Genomic DNA, 20,674 nt, shown 5'->3' on the forward strand with positions numbered 1-20,674 from the left:
AGCGAACTCATCCATGGCACAGCCTGGACTGACCCGAGTCCTGGGCGTCGTGGCGCTCGGCGGGATCATCGGCTCACTGGCCCGCTACGGGCTCGCTGAGGCCTTCCCGCACGGCCCGGGCGAGTTTCCCTGGGCAACCTTCGCGACGAATGTGCTCGGCTGCTTCGTGATCGGCGTCCTGCTGGCGCGGTTGACCCCGCGAGCGCATCCGTTGCTCCGGCCGTTCCTCGGCACCGGGATCCTCGGCGGCTTCACCACCTTCTCGACGTTTGCCGTCGACACCGAGAAACTCCTGCCCGATCACGTGGTCGTTGCCCTCGTCTACTTCTTCGGGACCCTCGCGGCAGCGTTGCTCGCGGCATCGGTCGGCGAGTGGGCCGGGCGGCCGCGATGAACGTCCTGCTCGTCGCGCTGGGCGCCGCCGTCGGCGCTCCCCTGCGGTTCCTGGTGGACAAGCACATGGTCAGCCGGTGGTTGCGCACCAGCACACCACCAGCACTGCCGTGGGGAACCTTCACCGTCAACATCCTGGGCAGTTTCGTGCTCGGGTTGCTCACCGGAGTGACCGATCGGACCACGACGCTCCTCGTCGGGGTCGGGTTCTGCGGCGCGTTCACGACGTACAGCACGTTCGCCGCCGAGACGACCGCGCTGGCCGGATCCGGTCATCGCGGCAAAGCGTTGCTGAACGTCGTACTCAACCTCGGCGCCGGTTTGCTGGCCGCCGTTCTCGGCGCCGTACTGGCCTGAAACCACCGAGTGACTCATGTCACACGCGGTGATGAGGTGAACATGGTCCTCGCGTGAACACGGCCTGATTACGGCCGGCGACGGCACGTGCCGATAACGAATGGACCGAAGTTCGAAAAAACAAGGGTTGAACTCGCTGTGAGTTGAGCATAGTTTTCACCGAGCGCCCGTCCGCGCTCACGGTGAGTCAAGGAGGTTGCCATGTCGAGAGGGATGCCTCGCCTACCCCGCCCGCTCATGGATCTGTGGGACTGGCAGTCACAAGCGGCTTGCCGCGATGTCAACCCGGAGCTGTTCTTCTCTCCCGAATCGGAGCGTGGCGTGCGCAAACGCGCCCGCGAGATGGTGGCCAAGTCGCTCTGCGGTACCTGCCCGGTCCAGCCCGAGTGCCGTCAGCACGCCCTCTCGGTCGGTGAGCCGTACGGCGTCTGGGGCGGCACCACGGAGTCCGAGCGCGACAACACCCTCCTGCCCGAGCACCGAAAGTCGGCCTGAACCTCCCGAGCCTTCGGACAAGAGCACGCCTGACCTCGGCCTCAACGGCTGACGTCAGGCGTGTTCTGGAACCGGCTCACGGTTTGCCGTCGTCGGACTCCGACGGCGTCTCCTCGGCCGGCTTGTCAGGTTCCGGGTCCGTGGCCTTGTCCATGGCCTTGTCCTTGGCCCTGCCGCCCTTGCCCTTGCTGCCCTGGTCCTTGGGCGGCGCCGAGTCCTTGGGCTGCGCCGGGTCCTGGGGCTGGTCCGCCGGCGGCTGCGCGGGCGGTTTCGCCGTCGTCCGCGGGTCGCGGTAGCGGTCGAGGGACTTGAGGAAGTCCGGATCGTCGTCCGGCGCGACCGGCCGGCTGGCCGGCTTCGGCGGTCCGGCGACGCCGTCGCGCCGGCCGCGGTCGCGGCCGGGCTGGGTGCGGAGCATGAGCAGCCAGACGATCGGCCCGACGAACGGGACGAACACGATCAGGACGATCCACACCAGCTTCGGCAGGTGCGGCACGTCCTCGTCGGGCGTCTGGATGCAGGAGAACAGCGCGTACACGCTGAGCGCCAGGCTGATCAGGAACGGCAGGAATCGAACCACGCTCCAACAGTACGGCGCGATCCCGAACGCGCCGCACCTGCGGGCCGCCGGTGGCCAACCCGTAACCAGGTCAGCGGGCGGTGACGGTCAGACCACGAGCACGCAGCACGGAGTTCTCCAGCGGCCGGAACACCAGCAGCTCGATCCCGACGCCGACGACGAAGATCAGCAGGATGCCGGCGAACACCATCGAGATGTCCGACAGCGACATCCCGTTGTGCAGGAACTGGCCGAGCCCCTCGCCGAGCTCCGGCGAGGTCGCGATCAGCTCCGCGGCCATCAGCGACCGCCACGAGAACGCCCAGCCCTGTTTCAGCCCGCCCAGGAACCCGGGCAGCGCGGCCGGCAGCAGGATGTACCGGATCCCACTGAGCTGTCCGGCACCGAGCGCCTTCCCGACCCGCGGCAGGATCGGCGGCACCTGGTCCAGACCGGACACCAGCCCGTTCGCGATCGACGGAACCGCGCCCAGCAGCACGACCCAGTAGATCGCCCGGTCGTTCAGCCCGAACCACAGGATCGCCGCCGGTACCCAAGCCACCGACGGCAGGCTCTGCAGGCCGGACACCAGCGGACCGATTCCCCGCCGTACGACGGAGATGTTCGCGATGGCCAGGCCGAGCGGCACCGCGATCAGCAGCGAGATCGCGAAGCCGATGACAGCCCGGTGCACCGACACCCAGAACAGCTCGAGGATCTCCCCCGTCGTCACCAGTTGCCAGATCTGGCCCCACACATCGACCGGCGCCGGCAGCTTGAACTCCGGCCAGAACGCGGCCGCCCAGAGCGCCTGCCAAACCGCCACCAACAGGGCGATCGCGACGACGGGCGGCAGCACCCGTCCGGCGATCCGCCGAGCCAGTGAGCCCTCGCGGGCGTTGACCGGCGTGTCCAGCGCGTCCAGGCCGGCTTCGACCGACTCAGCGTCGTACAGGTCCTCCTGGACGTCAGGCCGCGGCATGACTGCTGATCACCTTCCGCAGCGCCCCGTTGATCTCATCCACCGCTCCGGCCTCGTCCGCTCCGGTCAGACCGTCGACATCCCACTGCCGCACGACCCGACCGGGCCGCGAGGACAGCAGTACGACGCGCTGCCCGAGCCGCACGGCCTCACGTACGTCGTGGGTCACGAACAGGATCGCCGTACCGGTCGCACGCCAGATCCTCAACAGCTCCCCCTGCAGTACATCCCGCGTGATCGCGTCCAGGGCAGAGAACGGCTCGTCCATCAGCAGCAGAGACGGCTTGGCCGCGTTGGCGCCGGTGTGGTCGTCGGTGGAGGCGAGCGCCCGCGCCAGCGCGACCCGCTGGCGCATACCGCCGGACAGCTCGTGCGGCCGCTTGTCACCGAGTCCTGCGAGACGGACGAGCTCCAGCAGCTCGGCGGCCTTGGTACGACGTGCAGCCTTCGGTACGCCGGCCATCCGCAGCGGCAGCTCGACGTTCCCGGCGGCCGTCAGCCAGGGCATCAGTGCGGCCTCCTGGAACACGACCGCCGGCCGCGACGAGCTCAGCTCGATCCGCCCGCTGGTCGGCTTGTCGAGGCCGGCCACCAGGTTGAGCAGCGTCGTCTTGCCACAACCGGACGCACCGAGCAGGCAGACGAACTCACCGGCCGCCACCTCGAGATCGACCTGCTCCAGCGCCACGACCGCGTTGCGTCCGTGTCCGAAAGCTTTGCCGACCTGATGGAACCGCACCGGCCGCACCACACTCTGCTCGACCTCGACTGTCATGGTCATGTGGCCTCCCGGCTACTTCGAGTCCAGACCGGCCGCGTCGACGGCCGGCTTTCCTGCCTTGCCCAGTACGTCGTTCAGCGGCCCGAGGTCGGCGAACCCGGCAACGGCCGGCGCCTCCTTGGCGATCCCCGCAGTGACCTGGTCCTTGGCCAGCTGCGGGAACGTCGACGCGATCGGGTCCGCGGTGATCTGGATGTTGTCGAAGGCCCGGTCGATGACGGCCGGCTTCAGCGCCTTGCCGGTCAGCTCCTTGAGCTGCGCGTTCACCTCGGTCTTCGCAGCCGCCTTGTCGGTGGTGGCGAAGTCGATGGCCGCGACCAGGCCGGTGAGCAGCGCCTTCACGGTCTCCGGGTGCTCCTGCAGGAACTGCGTCCGCACGATCAGCACGGTGGTCGGGAACTTGCCGTCCGGCCACAGCGTCGCCTCGTCCAGCAGCACCTTGGCACCGGCGTCCAGGACCAGTCGAGACGACCACGGCTCGGGCAGCCAGGCCGCGTCCACGTCACCCTTCTTGAACGCGTCGAGCGTCTGCGCGTTCTCCAGGTTGGTGACCTTGACCTTGCCGGTCAGGTTCTTCTCGGCCAGCCACTTCTTCAGCGAGACGTCCTGGGTGTTGCCGAGCTGCGGAGTCACCACCGTCTTGCCGATCAGGTCCTCCGCCTTGGTGATGGTCGGCTTCACCACCAGCTGCGCACCGCCGGACGTCGCACCGGCGATCAGCCGGACCGCCTCGCCGTTGGACTTTGCGTACGCGTTGATCGCCGGGCCGGAGCCGATGAAGGAGGCGTCCAGCGAGCCACCGAGCAGTGCGCCGACGGCCTCCGGGCCGGCGTTGAACTTGGTCGGCACCAGCTTCGTACTGCCGAGTTCCTTGGTGAACAGGCCCTTGTCGAGGCCGACCAGGGCGGCGGCGTGGGTGACGTTCGGGAAGTAGCCGAGCCGCAGCTCGGCGGCGGGGCCCTTGTCGGTGGCGGCGGGCGGAGTGTCGTTGCCCTCCGCGCGAGAGCAGCCGGCCATGGCGGCGACCAGGGACAGGACCGCGGCGGACGCGGCAAGCAGACGGGCAGGACGAATTCTGGGCATGCGTAGCAGACCTTTGAGGTGTGGACGGCCGGAACGGCCGCGGGCGGAGGAACCGCAGGAAGGTGCGGGGAGGTCAGACGGTCTCGAGCTCGAGTTCGCGCTCAGCGCGGGCGTCGGCCCGGCGGCCGGTGGTGTGGACGCTGTAGGCGAGGACCGCGGCCCACGCTGCGACCAACACGCCGTACACGAGGTAGCGCGGACCCTCGGCGACGCCGAGGCCCTTCAGCAGGGTGCGGGCGTTGGTCAGGATCAGCACCAGGCCAACGCCGACGCCGAGCCAGCGGGTTGCCAGCCGGGAGACCAGCCACGCGGCCAGTGGCGCCGCGAGGACGCCACCGATGAGCAGCGCGGCGACGATGCCGTACGGCAGGTTCGCCTTGCCGAGCCCGAACAGGAAGCCGATGCTGGCGGCGACCGAGACGATGAACTCCGCCGCGCTCACCGAACCGACCGTGCGGCGCGGCTCCAGCTTGCCGCTGCTGAGCAGCGTCGAGGTCGCGACTGGACCCCAGCCACCGCCGCCGGTGGCGTCGATGAAACCGGCCACCAGGCCGAGCGGGCCGAGGAACTTCCCGGCCGGTCGCCCTTCCAGCACGGCCCGCACCTTGCCGGTGGCGAAGCGAGCGAGGATGTAGAAGCCGAGCAGGAGCAGCAAGGCGGCCACCCACGACGAGGCCGACTCGGTCGACAGGCTGGAAAGGAAGGTCGCGCCGGCGAAGGCGCCAACACCGCCGGGGACGCCGATCAGGGCGACCACGCGCCAGTCGACGTTACCGAACCGCCAGTGCGACAGACCGGAGGCGAGAGTGGTCCCCACCTCGGCGAGGTGGACGGAGGCGGACGCGACGGCGGGCGAGATGCCGGTGATCAGCAGGGCCGTGGTGGCGGTGACGCCGTAGGCCATACCGAGGGTGCCGTCGACGAGCTGGGCGACGGAACCCAGCAAGGCGATCAGGACAAGACGACGCACAGAACTGTTCCTTCGGGCGAGGAGGGGTTGGACGGGACCGAAGTGGTGCGCCGAAGGTCAACAGCTCGCTGAGTTCACCCGCAGCAGGTCGACATGCCGACGACGCGTGAGGGCGTCGCCGGGTGCGTTCGAGGTGACCTGCATGCCTCCATGAAAGCGGACAAAGTCGAGCAAGATGCTCAGGTTTCACGATCTGAGACAACAATTCTCTCTGTGAGACGGTCGGCCAGTCGTGGTCAGAGTGTTGCCAGTTCTGGTCAGAGTGTTGAAAGGGCGGCGTGCGCCTGCCTACGGTCCTCGGGGTATCGATGAGCCGGAGGAGCCGCCTGATGCACGCACTGCCGGACGGCTGGACGCCTGGTGGTCCACTGAAGGCCGAAACCCTGAAGACCGAGTACGCCGTCCGTCCACTGGGCACCGACGTCACCCGGCCCCGGCTGAGCTGGATCCCCACCGCCCCCGGCTACGGCGCGACGCAGACGGCGTACCAGATCCTCGTCGGTTCCGCACCGGAGCTGGGCGATGTGTGGGATTCCGGCAAGGTGTCGTCCTCGCGAAGCTTCGGCATCGAGTACGACGGCCCGTCGCTGAAGCCACGCACGCGGTACCACTGGACCGTCCGCCTGTGGGACAGCCTGGGTCGCGGGGGTGAGTGGGCTGATCCGGAATGGTTCGAGACCGCACTCCTCGACGAAGGCTTCGGCACCGCACGCTGGATCGGCGGCTCCACCGACAGCGCTCCGCTCCTCCGGCGAGCCTTCACCGTCGACGGCACGGTGAAGCGAGCCCGGCTGTACGCGAGCGGTCTCGGGTACGCCGACCTGCGGCTCAACGGTCAGCAAGTGAGTGACGCCGTACTCGATCCCGGCTTCACCGATTACGACCACACTGTGCTCTGTGTCACGCACGATGTCGCCAACCTGTTGCGGTCGGGCGACAACGTGGTCGGCGCCGAGCTCGGTCGTGGATTCTTCGGATTGACCACCCCGAACGCCTGGCGCTGGCATCAGGCACCTTGGACTTCCGAGCCGCGCCTGCTCGCCCGCCTGGTCATCGAGTACGACGACGGCCGGACGGCCGAGGTGGTGTCGGACGAGTCGTGGCGCATCACCGGCGGCCCGACCGTCTCCAACGACCTCTACACCGGCGAGACGTACGACGCCCGCCGCGCCCTCCTCGGGTGGGACACGGCTGGCTTCGACGACTCGTCCTGGCAGGCGGCCGTGGAAGTCGACGCACCCAAGGGACGACTGAGCGCGCAGGCGCACGAGCCGATCCGGGTGATCGAGACCGTCGAGCCGGTCGAGGTGACCGAGGTCCGGACCGGGGTGTGGATCGTCGACTTCGGGCGCACCACGGCCGGCTGGACCAAGCTCAGCGTGACCGCCGGCACCGGCACCGTGATCAGCCTGACCCACGGCGAGACGGTTGCCGACGGCAACGTGGTGGCAGTCAACGTGCACGTCGAGGGTGATCGCATCCAACGCGACGAGTACATTGCCGCCGGCAACGGTGTCGAGGAGTGGGAGCCGCGCTTCTCCTACAAGGGTTTCCGCTACGTCCAGGTCGAAGGAACGTCCAGCAGGCCCGACGTACTGATGCGAGTGGTTCATTCCGACGTCGCCGCGGTGACCCGCTTCTCCTCGACGCAGTCGTCGTACGAACAGTTCGACCAGGCGATGCGCCGGACCATTCTGAACAACCTGCACGGCATCCCGACCGACACACCGTTCATGGAGAAGAACGGATGGACCGGTGATGCTCAGGTCGGCGGGCCGACCATGCTGGCGAGCCTCGACCTGGCCCGGTTCTTCACCAAGTGGCTGGGTGACATCCGGGACAGCCAGGCCGAGTCCGGTCAGTTGCCGGTGATCGTCCCGACCAGCGGCTGGGGGTTCACCGACCTCTCCCCCGCCACCGAGTGGCCGACCGTCTACCCGTTCCTGCTGCGCGAGATGTATCGCTGGTACGCCGACAAGCGGCTGCTGCACGAGCACTGGGAATCACTCACCCGCTACCTGTCCTGGGAGCTCGGCCGGGTCGAGGACGGACTGTCCGTCAGCGTGCTGGGCGACTGGCTCCCGCCCGGCTTCGGCAGCGGCCCGGCCCCGGAGGACCGTCGGCTCACGGGTACGGCGTACCTCTACCGGGCGCTGATCGCGGCCGCGGAGATCGGCGACCTGATCGGCAAGCCTCATGACTACCGCAAGGCTGCGGCAGAACTGTCAGACGGACTCAACCGTGCGTTCCTGGATCGCGAGGCCGGGGTCTACAGGTCCGGTGACGACCCGGACTACCGGCAGACGTCCAACGCCGTGCCGCTGGCGTTCGGAATGGTTCCGGACGAGTTGGTTCCGCGGGTGGCCGCCAACCTGGCCGCTGACGTCGAGGCGCGTGGATTCCACCTGAACACCGGCTGTCTCGGCGTCGGCGTACTGCTACCGGTGCTGACCGCACATGGGTACGCCGACGCGGCGACAAAGGTCGCGTTGCAGCGGACGTACCCGAGCTGGGGCTACTGGTTCGACCTCGGCGCGGACACGATGTGGGAGAAGTGGGAGGAGGACTCGCGGTCGCGGAACCACTACTTCCAGGGCACCGTCGTCCAGTGGGTGTTCGAGAACGTCGCCGGGCTGCGCAACCTCGACGCGGGCTGGCAGCGGATCCTGGTCCGGCCGGACGCGCGCGGCGAGGTGGGCTCGGCGGCGATCCGCACCGATACGATCCGCGGCCGGGTCTCGGTGACCTGGAAGCAGGTGAGCCGGGTGCTGTCGCTGGACGTGCAGGTCCCAGTGGGTACGACGGCCGAGGTCCACGTACCGTCCGCGGCCGCGTCGGACGTCACCGCCGTACCGGCTCCGTTCGCGGGTGAGGCGTCGTACGAGGACGGTTACACCATCTACACGGTGCCGGCCGGGCTGTGGGCCTTCACGAGCCGTTCGGCGTGACCTTCGTGTAGAGCAGGTCGCGGCAGACGCGGCCCTCGGCCTGCGCGCGCGACTCGAACTTGGTGACCGGACGCCACTCGGGTCGCGGGGCCCAGCCGTCGTACTGGTTGCGCAGCAGCGGCTCGGCCTCGCACACCTCGAGCATCCGCTCCGCGTAGTCCGCCCAGTCCGTTGCCAAGTGCAACGTTCCGCCGGGTTGCAGGCGGGAGGCCACCAGGGCGACGAACGGCGGGGTGACCAGGCGCCGCTTGTGGTGCCGCTTCTTCGGCCAGGGGTCCGGGAAGTAGATCCGTACGCCGGCCAGCGCGCCCGGCGCGACGTGATCACGCAGGAAGTCGAGCGCATCGCCCTGCAGCAGCCGGACGTTGTCGAGGTCGTACTTCTCCACCCACAGCATCAGCTGGCCCAGACCCGCCGGATACACCTCGGCCGCCAGGTGGTTCACCTCCGGGGCCGCCACCGCGAGCTGAGCGGTCGCGTCACCCATCCCCGACCCGATCTCCAGCACAGTGGGCGCTTCCCGCCCGAACCAATCGGCCAGATCCACCGCACCCGGAGGCAACTCCTCCAGCTTTCGCCCCAGCGACGGCCACTGCGTTTCCCAGACACGCTTCTGTCCAACCGTCATCCGGACACTCCGCCGGACGTGGCTGAAGACCCCCGCTTGCCTGACCTGATTCACCGTCTCCACCAGCACGATCCTATTAGTCGTCCCAGAAGAGATGAGCGACGGTGTTGTGGGCTCGGCGGGTGATGCGAAGGTAGTCGTCGGAGAAGCGGCCGGACTCGCCCGGTGGGTAGCCGCAGATGTGGGCGACCGCGGCGAGGTCGCGGGGATCGCGGGGCAGGGAGTCACCCGGGCGGGCGCGGACGAGCATGATCGCGTTGCGGACCCGGGTCGCGAGCTCCCACGCGACCCGCAACGTGTCCGCGTCCGTCGCCTCGATCAGATCGGCCTGCACGGCGGCTTCCAGGGCGGCGAGGGTGCGCGTCGTACGTAGACCAGGCACTCGGTTCGCCTCGCGCAGCTGCAGCAGTTGCACGGTCCACTCGATGTCGGCCAGGCCGCCGCGGCCGAGCTTGGTGTGCGTGCTCCGGTCGGCGCCACGCGGCAGGCGTTCGGCGTCCACCCGCGCCTTGATCCGGCGGATCTCCATCACATCGCGTTCGCTGACCCCGTTCGTCGGGTAGCGCAGCGGATCGATCAGTCCACGGAACGCCTCGCACAGGTCGGCGTCCCCGCACAGCGGATCCGCCCGCAACAACGCTTGCGCCTCCCACACCGCCGACCAGCGCGCGTAGTAGGACTCGTACGACGCCAATGTCCGGACCAAGGGACCCTGACGACCTTCCGGACGCAGGTCCGCGTCGACCTGCACGGCCGGATCGGAGCCGGGCAACGCCAGCAGCCGGCGCAACTCGGTGGCGGCCTGGGTGGCGAAATCGGTCGCGGCCTTCTCGTCGGCGCCCGGCACCGGATCGTGGACGAACATCACGTCCGCGTCGCTGCCGTACCCGAGCTCGTGGCCGCCGAACCGCCCCATCGCGACGATCGACATCCGGGTCGGCTCGGACTCGCCCTTGGCGACGGCACGCCGGGCCACCTCGAGCGCGGTGGTCAGTGTCCCTACGGAGATCGTGGTCAGTGCCTCACCGACCGTCGCGACGTCCAGCACGCCGGACAGGTCCGCCGCGGCCACCCGGAAGAGCTCGCGGCGCCGTACCGCCCGGATCGCCGCCACCGCCGCCTCGGGCTGCTCCTGCCGGCGGGCGGCCGCGGACATCTCGGACAGCAGACCCTCCAGCGTCCTCGGCACGAGTTCACGTTCGTCGGCGAGCATCGCGGTCGCTTCCGGTGCACGTTGCAGCAGGTCGACGGCGTACCGGCCACTCGCGAGCAGATGGGCGAGTCGTTCGGCGGACGCGCCCTCGTCGCGCAACTGGCGCAGGTACCACGGCGTCGAGCCGAGCGTGTCCGAGATGGTCCGGAACGCGAGCAGCCCGGCATCGGGATCAGGCGACTCCGCGAACCAGCCGAGCATCGCCGGCAGCAACGCCTTCTGGATCGACGACCGTCGCGACACCCCTTCGGACAACGCCTCGATATGCCTCAGCGCCGAGGACGGATCGGCGTACCCGAGCGCGGTGAGCCGCTGCTTGGCCGCCTCTGGCGTCAGCCGCACCTCCACGCCGGGGATCCGCGCGACGGCCGCGAGCAGTGGACGGTAGAACAGCTTCTCGTGCAGTCGCCGTACCTCGAGCGCGTGCTTCTTCCAGGCCGCGGTCAGACCGGCGACCGGGTTCTTCGTGAACCCGAGCGACCGCCCGAGCCTGCGCAGGTCCGCTTCCTGCTCAGGGACCTGATGGGTACGGCGCAACCGGTACAGCTGGATGCGATGCTCCATCGACCGCAGGAACCGATACGCGTCGGCCAGAACGGCGCCGTCGCTGCGACCGACGTACCCGTTGGTGGTGAGCGACTCCAGCGCGACGAGCGTCGTACCGCTGTGGACCGCCTCGTCACTGCGGCCGTGCACGAGCTGCAGAAGCTGTACGGCGAACTCCACGTCGCGCAGACCGCCAGGGCCGAGCTTGAGCTGGCGATCGACGTCGGCGGCCGGGATGTGGTCGACCACGCGACGCCGCATCGCCTGGACGTCGTCGACGAACCCGGGCCGGTCCGCGGCCGACCACACCAGCTCCGCGGTCTTCTCGGCGTACCGCTGACCGAGATTCGGATCGCCCGCGACCGGGCGGGCCTTGAGCAGCGCCTGGAACTCCCAGGTCTTGGCCCAGCGCTGGTAGTACGCGAGGTGGCTCTCGAGGGTGCGGACGAGCGGGCCGGACCGGCCTTCGGGACGCAGTGCGGCATCGACCGGCCAGAGCGTGCCTTCGGCGGTGTGGGCCGAGCAGATGCGCATGGTGGCGGCGGCGAGCTGGGTCGCGGTCTTGAGGGCCGGCGCCTCGGGCTCGCCGTCGTGGGGTTCGGCGACGAACAGGACGTCGACATCGCTGACGTAGTTGAGCTCGCGGCCGCCACACTTGCCCATGGCAATGATCGCGAGCCGGCAGTCGGCGGCACCCGGGTGCGCGCCGAAGTACTCGTTGCGGGCGATGTGCAGCGCGGTCTCCAGCGCTCCCCCGGCGAGATCGGCCAGTACGGCGGCCACCTCGTCGACGAGCAGTCCTTCGGCGAGATCCCGCGCCGCGAGCCTGAGCAGGAGCCGGCGATACTCGACCCGCAAGGCGTCGACCGGGTTGGGCGCGTCGACAGCGGTGGCGAGCTTGGCCGCGACATCCTCCACGGACGGGCGTACGCCGGCCAACGCCGGATCGGCCAGGTCGTACCAGTGGCGCGGATGGACGCCGAGATGCCGGCCGAGCGCCTCACTCGCACCGAGCACGGACACGAGCCGGCGCCGGAAGTCGTCGTCCACCTCGAGTGTGCGGGCGAACGCGGCGACGTCGTACTGGTTGCGCTGCAGCGCCTCGACCAGACCGCAGAGACCTTGTAGCGCGAGATCGGGATCCGCCGACTCGGACAGCGCGGTGATCAGCTGCTCGCTGGCCATCGGACTGGGCGAATCGAGCCGGTCCAGCTGCTCGAGCATCACGCCGGCCCGCTGCGGATCGGCGAAGCCGAGCCGGACCAGCCGCCCCTCCCAAGACCCCCTCCGTACCTCAGCCACGCCTGCAGGCTACCCAACCCCATCGCCGGCTCCACCTTGAGCACTCACCAACCATTTTTCCTCACGAAATATGGTCGAGCGGTTCTCAAGGTCGGCAGCGCGTCTCAGCCGGGTCGCGAGCAGATTGCGGCCAGTACACGGTGTCGTGTAGCGGATTCGCTCTGTAGTCGGCATGATGACTGTCCATGGTCATGATGACGGGGTCGCTCGCTGTTCGGGGCACGGTGGTCTGGTTGACGCCCCAGCAGGGTGGGCGAGTGTCCGGCCCGCCTGAGCCGGACTACGACTACGACTACACAGCCACCGCCTACCTCCCACCGCGGACGGCGGATGACGGCCAGGCCGGGATCGCGTTACGCCGCTTCGCGCCGGGCGCCTGGCGCACCCAGGCCGAGGGCCTGCTGGTGCCGGCGAAGGGACATCGGGCCCAGCAGGTGATCCCCGGCTGCATCGTGGTGATCACCGAAGGGACCCGCCCGGTCGGCCTGCTCACCGTCGAGGAGGCGCACGCCCTGGCCCCGGACGGCTCGCCGATACTTCCACCCGCCGAGGCGCCGCCGGCCGACCTCACCACGCCGATCTCGATCGATCCGCCGTACCGGCACTCGACCGCGGCCGCGCGCTGGACCCCGAAGCACGCCTCCGACGACCAACTCGCCAACCTCTGAACACAAGACACCGGCGGCGTCGCCCGCCCGACAACGGACCTGCCGAAGACCTTCACCCTCATCGGTGCCGTCAGCAACGGACTCCCGGTCCTCGACCGGATCGCCGCAACCTCGCGGCAACCGGTCCGCATCCTCAGCGTGCCGGTCGGTCAGAGCACCGGCAGGAGCTTGTTCAGCTCGAAGGGGGTGACCTGGCGGCGGTAGTCCTGCCATTCGGCGCGCTTGTTGCGGAGGAAGAAGTCGAAGACGTGCTCGCCGAGAGTCTCGGCGACCAGTTCGCTCTCCTCCATCGCGCTGATGGCCTCGGCCAGGCTGCCCGGCAGCGGCTTGATGCCGAGGGCCTTGCGTTCGCGCGAGGTCAGCGACCAGACGTCGTCCTCGACCTCGCGGGGCAGCTCGTACCCCTCCTCGATGCCCTTCAGGCCGGCGGCCAGCATCAGGGCGAAGGCGAGGTACGGGTTCGCCGCGGAGTCGAGCGAGCGGAACTCGACCCGGCTCGACTGGCCCTTGTGCGGCTTGTACATCGGCACCCGGACGAGCGCGGACCGGTTGTTGTGCCCCCAGGAGATGAACGACGGCGCCTCGTCACCGACGGCGAGCCGCTTGTAGGAGTTCACCCACTGGTTCGTCACCGCGGTGATCTCGGCCGCGTGCTGCAGCAGGCCGGCGATGAAGGCGCGGCCGGTCTTGGACAACTGGTACTGCGCGCCGCCCTCGAAGAACGCGTTCCGGTCCCCCTCGAACAGCGACATGTGCGTGTGCATCCCGGACCCGGGCTGGTCGCTCAGCGGCTTGGGCATGAACGAGGCGTTGATGCCCTGGCTCAGCGCCACCTCCTTCACCACCACCCGGAACGTCATGATGTTGTCCGCGGTGGTGAGCGCGTCGGCGTACCGCAGGTCGATCTCCTGCTGGCCCGGACCGCCCTCGTGGTGGCTGAACTCGACCGAGATGCCCATCGACTCCAGCATCGTGATCGCCTCGCGGCGGAAGTCGTTGCCGATGCCCTGCGGGGTGTGGTCGAAGTACCCGGACGAGTCCACCGGCTCGAGCTTCGTGCCCGGCTCGCCGGTGAGCGACTTGAACAGGTAGAACTCGATCTCGGGGTGGGTGTAGAAGGTGAACCCGAGGTCGGCCGCCTTCGACAGCGTCCGCTTCAGCACGTACCGCGGGTCGGCGAACGACGCGGACCCGTCCGGCATGTTGATGTCGCAGAACATCCGCGCGGTGCCCATCGTCTCGCCCCGCCACGGCAGGATCTGGAAGGTCGACGGGTCCGGCTTGGCCAGCATGTCCGCCTCGGTCACCCGGGCGAACCCCTCGATGGCGGAGCCGTCGAAGCCGATCCCCTCCGCGAACGCGCCCTCCAGCTCGGCCGGCGCCACCGCCACCGACTTCAGGAACCCGAGCACGTCGGTGAACCAGAGCCGCACGAACCGTACGTCGCGCTCCTCGAGCGCGCGCAGTACGAACTCCTGCTGCTTGTCCATCAGTCCACCTTTCGCTCAGCCTGCTTTTCGACCAGGGCTCTCACCAGTCTGCCTCTGGTCTGTTAAGCAGACGTTACGTGCCGATGCGGACATCGCGCCGATCAGGGCCCTGGCGCGGCTAAGGTATGCCGGGTGCAGACGATCTTCCGGGTCGCCCTCCTCGTGGCCGCGATCCTCTGTGTCAGTGATCTGCTGCTCAGCACCGGGCGGTTCGTCCAGTCGGTCCGGGGCAAGCGGCCGGCCGAACGGGACGTGCTGGGCCGGCGCTGGCTGCCGGTTCCTGAGCTCGGGTTCGGCATGTGCGCGTTCTGCTGCACCGGTCTGGTCACGCTCGGACTGACCCACCACAACGCCGACCTGCCGACCCAGCAGATCCTGCTCGCCGCACTCGTCTTCGGGTACGCCGGCGCCGTGCTGTCCCGCGTGGTCCGCACCCCCGGACCGGGCGGACGGCGGTTCCGGCTACGCGCCGGCCTGCTCCTTGGCCTGCCGGCCCTCTTCGGCCTGGTCTTCGGCCTCTCCGGCGTCGCGGTCTGACGCCTCGCCGGGGTTGCGATCTGACGCCTCTCCGGCGTCGCGGTCCGACCCACGCCGCCGCTGGAACCAGGGCACGATCCGCTCCAGCGGCGCGAACGCCAGCCAGCACACCACCGTCGGCAGGAAGTGGATCAGCAGGATCGCGGTGTTGGCGAGATGGAAACCGATGAAGAACAGCGCCCCGAGCAACTGCCAGCGCCCCTTGAGCCACAGGATCACCGGCGACAGGCACTCCGCGATGAAGCCGATCCACTGCATCACCTGCAGCATCCACGGGTGTTGCAGCAACCACTCTCCGACCGGGTGCGGCCGCCGTACGATCGCCCACGTCAGGACGGCGCTGCCCGGCCAGGTCAGCGCCCAGCCGGCACTCCGCAGCTTGGCCACGGCGGACAGGAAGTACGTCGCGATCACGCAGATCTGCACACACCGGATCGCCCACCCGGCCGCCTCCGACCTGGTCTGATCGCCGTACGCCGCCAGACCACGCTTGCCGGCCTTGACCGTCGGAAGCACCCAGAGTGCGATCACCAGGGCCAGGTGGTCGTGGTCGACCTTGCCGTCGCTCATCCCGATCAGGACCCACCAGGTGAACGCCGGCGCCACGATCCAGCCGGCGATCCGCGGGAAGTAGTTCATCGCGCCGATCAGGCAGGCCACGATCAGGACGACGTACAGGGTGGTGGTGTTCGCGACCGACGGCTTGGGCAGGTCGAAGATGCGGGCCAGCAGCAACGGCTGGTACAGGCCGGGGTGCTCGCCCTTGAGCCGGGTGTCGCGGACGAACGCGTGCATGTCGAGGATGACGAACAGATAGAGGACAGTCCGCAACCACGCGACCCGTGCCAGCGCGATCGTCGGCGTGAACCAGTTCAGGGCGCTCATCGCGGCACCTGCCAAGTGGCGAGCACCTCGGAAGTGGGCGGCCCTTCGACGCGACCCTTGACCAGTTGGGTGGTGTCGCGGATCAGCTCGAGTTTCACGTACTTCGGCTCGTCCGGGTGCTTCCTCGCCCATCCGTCCGCGACCTGCTGCAGCAGCGACGGGTCCTTGACGATCTCACCGGTCCGCGCCTCGATCTCGGCCCGGGCGACCCCGGCGCCTTCGATGTTCAGCGGTACGTCGACCGTCGTACCGGCGTCGGTCTGCGCGCTGATCCGGGTGTAGGTGATCGACGCGTCGTCCGGCACCGACATCGCGTACTGCGACATCGGACCGAACGGCCAGGCATCGTCCGTGGCCCGCACCGACCCGTTGATCAGCAGCCCGATGCCAACCACGGCCACGAGCACTCGCAGCCCCTTGCCGGCCCGTCCCAGCCGGACGTCCCCCGACGCCCCCTGCCCTCTCGTCACGCCCGCCATTAGACCAGACGGTTTCACCAGGTCGTTCGTAGGGAATTTTCCAAGACATGACCGCCCCAGAAAATATCCAACCTGCCCGGATGTCCCGGCGCACCCTCATCCGCGGCGCTGCCGCCGGTGGCGTGCTGCTCGGTGGCGTCGCCCTCCCCACCACAGCTGCGCACGCCGCCCCGGCACCGCGCTGCTACACCCGCACCGAGTGGTCCGCCCGGCCGCCCCGGTCCGCCACCCAGGTGATCGGCAAGCCCGATCACATCGTCATCCACCACACCGCGAGCCCGAACGTCACCGACTACTCGCTCTCGGCGGCGTACAAGGTCTCGCACTGGATCCAGGACCTGCACATGGACAAGAACGGCTGGATCGACTCCGGCCAGCAGTTGACCATCAGCCGCGGCGGCTACCTGATGGAGGGCCGCAGCAAGTCCCTGTCGGCGATCAACAACCGGCAGAACGTCCTCGGCGCCCAGACGGCCAACCACAACAGCCACACAATCGGCATCGAACACGAGGGCCTCTACACCAGCGTCAACGTACCGGTCGCGCTGTTCGACATGTCCGTACTGACGTGTGCCTGGCTGTGTACGACGTACGGCCTCGATCCGCACGTGGCGATCGTCGGCCACCGCGACTACAACGCGACCCAGTGCCCGGGCAACGTCTTCTACGCCCGGCTCCCCGAACTGCGCGACCGAGTGGCCGCCGTACTGGGTTGATAAGTGAACCGCCGGATCAGGATCTCGAAAGGTCCCCGATAGCCGGCCCGCCGCATCCGCTCGGCCAGCAGGACAGTCGCCAGCCAGGTCGCGACGGCGAGAAGTGCCGTCGTGGTCGTGCTGAGAGTGCGGGACAGGTCGAGCAGGTACGGCGTGAACACGACGGCCCAGACCACGGACTGAGCCAGGTAACAGGTCAGGGACCGCTGACCGGCCGCGGCGATCGCCAGAGTGATCCGGCCCTGGCGATCGCTGAGGCGCATGGCGATCAGCACGATCAGCGCGGCGTACCCGAAGCCGCCGAGTACGCCGGACGTGTCGTGCAGCGGGCCGATGATGGAGAGCGTGGGGTCGCCCGGCCGGGGGATCACGCCGCCCACGACCAGCGACACCGGAAGGGCGCCGGCGATCGCGATGGTGATACCGACGATTGCGGTCGACCGCAGCAGGGTGAGGTGCTCGGCCGGGCGTTCGAGGATGCGGCGGCGTCCGGCCCACAGGCCGATCAGGAACGGCGTGATGAACCCGATCGGGCCGAGCAGCGCGATGAACGGCTGGACGACGATCCGGTCGGCGAACTGGTCGAGCAGGTTCTGCGGCAGCATCGAGGGGTCGGCGGCGTCGGTCGCGGTCGAGAGCGAGTCGTCACTCGGCAACGACGAGATCACCAGCACGAACGCGGCCACGATGAACAGCCAGCGGTCCTTCCAGCGCAGCGCCCAGACGCCGAGGAAGAGGAGTACGCCGTACGCCGCGAGGATGTCGCCGATGTAGAGCAGCATCGCGTGCAGGAAGCCGAGTACGACCAGCACCAGACTGCGCCGCCGGAGCAGTTTGCGGATCGGCCGCCACTCCTTCCCGGCCTCGCGCTGCCGCCGGACGATCTGCGCGACGCCGTACCCGAACAGCAGCCCGAACATCGGGAACGCCCGTCCGTCGACCAGCGTCGAGATCAGGAAGCCCACCACCCGGTCCACCGCCGACCCGTCCATCGGGAACCCACCGAAGATCGAAGCGCCGTGCACGAAGTAGTGCGAGTTCGCCAACGCGATGAACAGCAGCATGAACCCCCGAGCAAGATCCGGGCCCAGCGCCCGCTCACTCAACCCCGTCGGCCCACCCTGAACTGTCATACCCCTCAGTGAATCGGTCACCCGAACCCCGGCACATCCACCGAAAGTCAGCGACGACTGGAACCTTCGTCGCTACTGTCGTTGGAATGAGCCATCGGACTTTCGACCTGATCACCACCGGCCGATGACCGTCATCACCTTCACCGGACTGCCGGGTGCGGGAAAGACCTCGCTCGCTGAACGACTGGGCAAGCGAACCGGCTTCCCGGTCTTCGCGGGCGACTGGCTACTCGGCGCGTTGAAGCCGCACGGCGTACTCGACGGACTGAGCAGGCCGGCGTTCCTGGCGATGTACTACGACCTGCTCGAGACGCTGGTCAAGCGCCAGCTCATGTTCGGCCAGTCGGCCATCGTGGACGCGTTGATCAACGACGAGGTCGCCGAGCGGTGGCAGCTGATGGCGGCTCGCTTCGAGACCCGGCTGTTCGTTGTCGAGTGTGTTTGTACTGATGAAGCCGAGCATCGGCGGCGGGTGGAAGGGAGGGTCCGGGGTATTCCCGGGTGGCACGAAGTGAGCTGGGATCACGTGCAACGGATGCGGGCCGAGTACCCGCCGCTGACCCACGAGCAGGCTGACTGTGGACGCGATGGATCCGGTCGAGGCGAACCTGGGTTTGATCAAGAAGTACATCGGGGGTGGGTTCGAGCCAACGAACCAGTAATGTGCTCCCGTGCCTCAGCTTCGGGTTGCTCTCGCTCAGCTCAATGTGACCGTCGGTGACATCGACGGGAACGCCGAGAAGATCGTCGCGTGGACCCGCAACGCCGTCGAGCGGGGTGCGCACGTGGTGGCCTTCCCGGAGCTCGCGCTGACCGGCTACCCGGTCGAGGACCTGGCCCTGCGGGCGTCGTTCGTGGACGCGTCGCAGGCCCGCATCCACGACCTCGCCACCCGGCTCGCCGACGAGGGCCTCGGCGACATCGTGGTGGTCTGCGGCTACCTCGACCGCGCGACCGGTACGGCGATGGGCGTGGACCGGCTCGGCCGCCCGAAGGGCTCCCCGACGAACTGCGCCGCCGTGATCCACCAGGGCCGCGTCGTCACCAGCGCGGTCAAGCACCACCTGCCGAACTACGGCGTCTTCGACGAGTTCCGGCACTTCGTCCCCGGCAGCACTCTCCAGGTGGTCCGGATCCACGGCGTCGATGTCGCGCTGGTCATCTGCGAGGACCTCTGGCAGGACGGCGGTCCGGTCGCGGTGACCAAGGCCGCCGGCGTCGGTCTGCTCCTGGTGGTGAACAGTTCGCCGTACGAGGCCAACAAGGACGATGTCCGCGGCGAGCTGGTCAGCCGCCGGGCCCGCGAGGCCGGCTGCTCGCTGGCCTACGTCAACCTGGTCGGCGGCCAGGACGAGCTCGTCTTCGACGGTGACTCGCTGATCGCCGATGCCGAGGGCAAGGTGTTCGCCCGCGCGCCGCAGTTCGAGCAGGGCAGCATGGTGGTCGACCTCGACCTGCCCGCACCGACCGGTACGCCGGCCGGGACGCACGAAGGCATCGACATCGTCCACACGGTCATTCACGACGAGACCCTGCCGACGTACGAGCCGATGGCCGCGGCCGTCGCGCCCCGGCTCGCCGACGAGGCCGAGATGTACGGCGCGATCGTGACCGGACTGCGCGACTACGTGCAGAAGAACGGCTTCAAGTCGGTCCTGCTCGGGCTGTCCGGCGGCATCGACTCGTCGCTGGTCGCCGCGATCGCCTGTGACGCGGTCGGGCCCGAGCACGTGTTCGGCATCTCCAACCCGAGTGTGTACTCCAGCGACCACTCCCGCGACGACGCCGCCGAGCTGGCCGCGCGGACCGGCCTGAACTACCGGGTGATCCCGATCCAGCCGATGGTGCAGCCGTTCATCGACACCCTCGGCCTGACCGGCCTGGCCGAGGAGAACCTGCAGGCACGGGTCCGGGCGGTGATCTGGATGGGCCTGTCGAACGCCGACGGTCACCTGGTGCTTGCCTGCGGCAACAAGTCCGAGCTGTCCGTGGGTTACTCGACCATCTACGGTGACGCGGTCGGCGGGTACGCGCCGCTGAAGGACGTCCCGAAGACGGTGGTCTGGCGGCTGGCGAAGTGGCGCAACGCCGACGCGAAGGCGCGCGGCCAGCAGCCACCGATCCCGGAGAACTCGATCGCCAAGCCGCCGTCGGCGGAGCTGCGGCCGGGTCAGCAGGACACCGACTCGCTGCCGCCGTACGACCTGCTCGACGACATGCTGGACGACTACGTCGAGCTGGACCGCGGCAGCGCCGAGCTGGTGGCGGCCGGGTTCGACACCGCGCTGGTGAGCAAGGTGATCCAGCTGGTCGACCGGGCGGAGTACAAGCGGCGGCAGTTCCCGCCGGGTCCGAAGATCACCCACAAGGCCTTCGGCCGGGACCGCCGGCTGCCGATCACGAACGCATGGCGTGAGGACGCCCGCAAGGCGGCGCACGTGAACGACAGCCGGGACACACCGGCGACTGGTGAGGACGCACGGAAGGTGGCGGAGAGCACTGACTGATT

The 20,674-nt window shown here is 68.9% G+C and carries 21 protein-coding genes; 9 read left to right on the forward strand and 12 right to left on the reverse strand.

The window, feature by feature from the left end; translation table 11 throughout:
• The first annotated feature begins 13 nt into the window (after nt 1–13).
• From crcB (AB0F43_RS03185) to AB0F43_RS03195, 3 genes are all read left to right on the forward strand, one after another.
• Nucleotides 14–394 (forward strand): fluoride efflux transporter CrcB, encoded by a 381-nt coding sequence (crcB, locus tag AB0F43_RS03185; RefSeq protein WP_360469896.1) that lies wholly within the window; start codon nt 14–16, stop codon nt 392–394.
• Nucleotides 391–750: a fluoride efflux transporter CrcB gene (crcB, locus tag AB0F43_RS03190; protein ID WP_360469899.1), complete on the forward strand. Its 360-nt coding sequence runs from the start codon at nt 391–393 to the stop codon at nt 748–750. Before crcB (AB0F43_RS03185) ends, crcB (AB0F43_RS03190) begins: the two co-directional genes overlap by 4 nt.
• 201 nt (nt 751–951) lie before the next feature.
• Nucleotides 952–1,245 carry a WhiB family transcriptional regulator gene (locus AB0F43_RS03195; protein ID WP_131350551.1) on the forward strand — a complete coding sequence of 98 codons (294 nt, stop codon included), beginning with the start codon at nt 952–954 and terminating at the stop codon, nt 1,243–1,245.
• A gap of 76 nt (nt 1,246–1,321) precedes the next feature.
• Here AB0F43_RS03195 and AB0F43_RS03200 read toward each other — a convergent pair whose 3' ends face one another.
• From AB0F43_RS03200 to AB0F43_RS03225, 6 genes are all read right to left on the reverse strand, one after another.
• A complete protein-coding gene (locus AB0F43_RS03200; protein ID WP_360469901.1) occupies nt 1,322–1,825 on the reverse strand; it encodes a PLD nuclease N-terminal domain-containing protein in 504 nt (167 codons plus the stop codon).
• A gap of 70 nt (nt 1,826–1,895) precedes the next feature.
• Complete coding sequence (locus AB0F43_RS03205; RefSeq protein ID WP_360469904.1) at nt 1,896–2,786, reverse strand: ABC transporter permease; 891 nt, start codon at nt 2,784–2,786, stop codon at nt 1,896–1,898.
• Complete coding sequence (locus AB0F43_RS03210) at nt 2,773–3,567, reverse strand: ABC transporter ATP-binding protein (RefSeq protein WP_360469906.1); 795 nt, start codon at nt 3,565–3,567, stop codon at nt 2,773–2,775. Before AB0F43_RS03210 ends, AB0F43_RS03205 begins: the two co-directional genes overlap by 14 nt.
• A gap of 12 nt (nt 3,568–3,579) precedes the next feature.
• Entirely contained in the window at nt 3,580–4,650 is a 1,071-nt protein-coding gene (locus tag AB0F43_RS03215) for an ABC transporter substrate-binding protein (RefSeq protein ID WP_360469909.1), read from the reverse strand.
• Between the two features lie 73 nt (nt 4,651–4,723).
• Nucleotides 4,724–5,620 (reverse strand): sulfite exporter TauE/SafE family protein, encoded by an 897-nt coding sequence (locus AB0F43_RS03220; protein WP_360469911.1) that lies wholly within the window; start codon nt 5,618–5,620, stop codon nt 4,724–4,726.
• Nucleotides 5,621–5,677: 57 nt separating this feature from the next.
• Nucleotides 5,678–5,764, reverse strand: coding sequence for a putative leader peptide (locus tag AB0F43_RS03225; RefSeq protein ID WP_360472994.1), 87 nt, complete (start codon nt 5,762–5,764; stop codon nt 5,678–5,680).
• 185 nt (nt 5,765–5,949) lie between these two features.
• Here AB0F43_RS03225 and AB0F43_RS03230 point away from each other — a divergent pair, with 185 nt between their 5' ends.
• Nucleotides 5,950–8,568, forward strand: a complete 2,619-nt coding sequence (locus AB0F43_RS03230; protein WP_360469912.1) for a family 78 glycoside hydrolase catalytic domain — start codon at nt 5,950–5,952, stop codon at nt 8,566–8,568.
• On the opposite strand, the gene trmB is transcribed toward AB0F43_RS03230, so the two are convergent.
• Nucleotides 8,549–9,196, reverse strand: coding sequence for a tRNA (guanosine(46)-N7)-methyltransferase TrmB (trmB, locus tag AB0F43_RS03235; protein WP_360469914.1), 648 nt, complete (start codon nt 9,194–9,196; stop codon nt 8,549–8,551). The genes AB0F43_RS03230 and trmB overlap by 20 nt on opposite strands.
• A 76-nt stretch (nt 9,197–9,272) precedes the next feature.
• Complete coding sequence (locus AB0F43_RS03240) at nt 9,273–12,257, reverse strand: bifunctional [glutamine synthetase] adenylyltransferase/[glutamine synthetase]-adenylyl-L-tyrosine phosphorylase (protein ID WP_360469917.1); 2,985 nt, start codon at nt 12,255–12,257, stop codon at nt 9,273–9,275.
• Between the two features lie 257 nt (nt 12,258–12,514).
• Between AB0F43_RS03240 and AB0F43_RS03245 the strand changes: the two genes are divergently transcribed.
• Nucleotides 12,515–12,925 carry a hypothetical protein gene (locus AB0F43_RS03245; RefSeq protein ID WP_360469918.1) on the forward strand — a complete coding sequence of 137 codons (411 nt, stop codon included), beginning with the start codon at nt 12,515–12,517 and terminating at the stop codon, nt 12,923–12,925.
• A gap of 149 nt (nt 12,926–13,074) precedes the next feature.
• Here AB0F43_RS03245 and glnA read toward each other — a convergent pair whose 3' ends face one another.
• Nucleotides 13,075–14,415: a type I glutamate--ammonia ligase gene (glnA, locus tag AB0F43_RS03250; RefSeq protein ID WP_360469921.1), complete on the reverse strand. Its 1,341-nt coding sequence runs from the start codon at nt 14,413–14,415 to the stop codon at nt 13,075–13,077.
• Between the two features lie 132 nt (nt 14,416–14,547).
• Between glnA and AB0F43_RS03255 the strand changes: the two genes are divergently transcribed.
• Complete coding sequence (locus AB0F43_RS03255) at nt 14,548–14,952, forward strand: hypothetical protein (protein ID WP_360469923.1); 405 nt, start codon at nt 14,548–14,550, stop codon at nt 14,950–14,952.
• Here the strand turns inward: AB0F43_RS03255 and AB0F43_RS03260 are convergent.
• On the reverse strand, nt 14,878–15,837 hold the full coding sequence (locus tag AB0F43_RS03260; protein ID WP_360469926.1) for an HTTM domain-containing protein: 960 nt from the start codon (nt 15,835–15,837) through the stop codon (nt 14,878–14,880). The two genes, AB0F43_RS03255 and AB0F43_RS03260, sit on opposite strands and share 75 nt — an antisense overlap.
• A complete protein-coding gene (locus tag AB0F43_RS03265; RefSeq protein ID WP_360469928.1) occupies nt 15,834–16,316 on the reverse strand; it encodes a hypothetical protein in 483 nt (160 codons plus the stop codon). Before AB0F43_RS03265 ends, AB0F43_RS03260 begins: the two co-directional genes overlap by 4 nt.
• An 80-nt stretch (nt 16,317–16,396) precedes the next feature.
• Between AB0F43_RS03265 and AB0F43_RS03270 the strand changes: the two genes are divergently transcribed.
• Nucleotides 16,397–17,032, forward strand: a complete 636-nt coding sequence (locus AB0F43_RS03270) for a peptidoglycan recognition family protein (RefSeq protein WP_360469931.1) — start codon at nt 16,397–16,399, stop codon at nt 17,030–17,032.
• On the opposite strand, the gene AB0F43_RS03275 is transcribed toward AB0F43_RS03270, so the two are convergent.
• Entirely contained in the window at nt 16,981–18,165 is a 1,185-nt protein-coding gene (locus AB0F43_RS03275; RefSeq protein ID WP_360469933.1) for a DUF418 domain-containing protein, read from the reverse strand. The two genes, AB0F43_RS03270 and AB0F43_RS03275, sit on opposite strands and share 52 nt — an antisense overlap.
• Before the next feature lie 124 nt (nt 18,166–18,289).
• Here AB0F43_RS03275 and AB0F43_RS03280 point away from each other — a divergent pair, with 124 nt between their 5' ends.
• Nucleotides 18,290–18,886 carry an AAA family ATPase gene (locus tag AB0F43_RS03280; protein ID WP_360469935.1) on the forward strand — a complete coding sequence of 199 codons (597 nt, stop codon included), beginning with the start codon at nt 18,290–18,292 and terminating at the stop codon, nt 18,884–18,886.
• Complete coding sequence (locus AB0F43_RS03285; RefSeq protein WP_360469937.1) at nt 18,837–20,672, forward strand: NAD+ synthase; 1,836 nt, start codon at nt 18,837–18,839, stop codon at nt 20,670–20,672. The genes AB0F43_RS03280 and AB0F43_RS03285 overlap by 50 nt, the downstream gene beginning before the upstream one ends.
• Nucleotides 20,673–20,674: the final 2 nt, after the last annotated feature.

The organism is Kribbella sp. NPDC023972 (genome assembly GCF_040639075.1).
In the GTDB taxonomy this organism is placed as follows: domain Bacteria; phylum Actinomycetota; class Actinomycetes; order Propionibacteriales; family Kribbellaceae; genus Kribbella.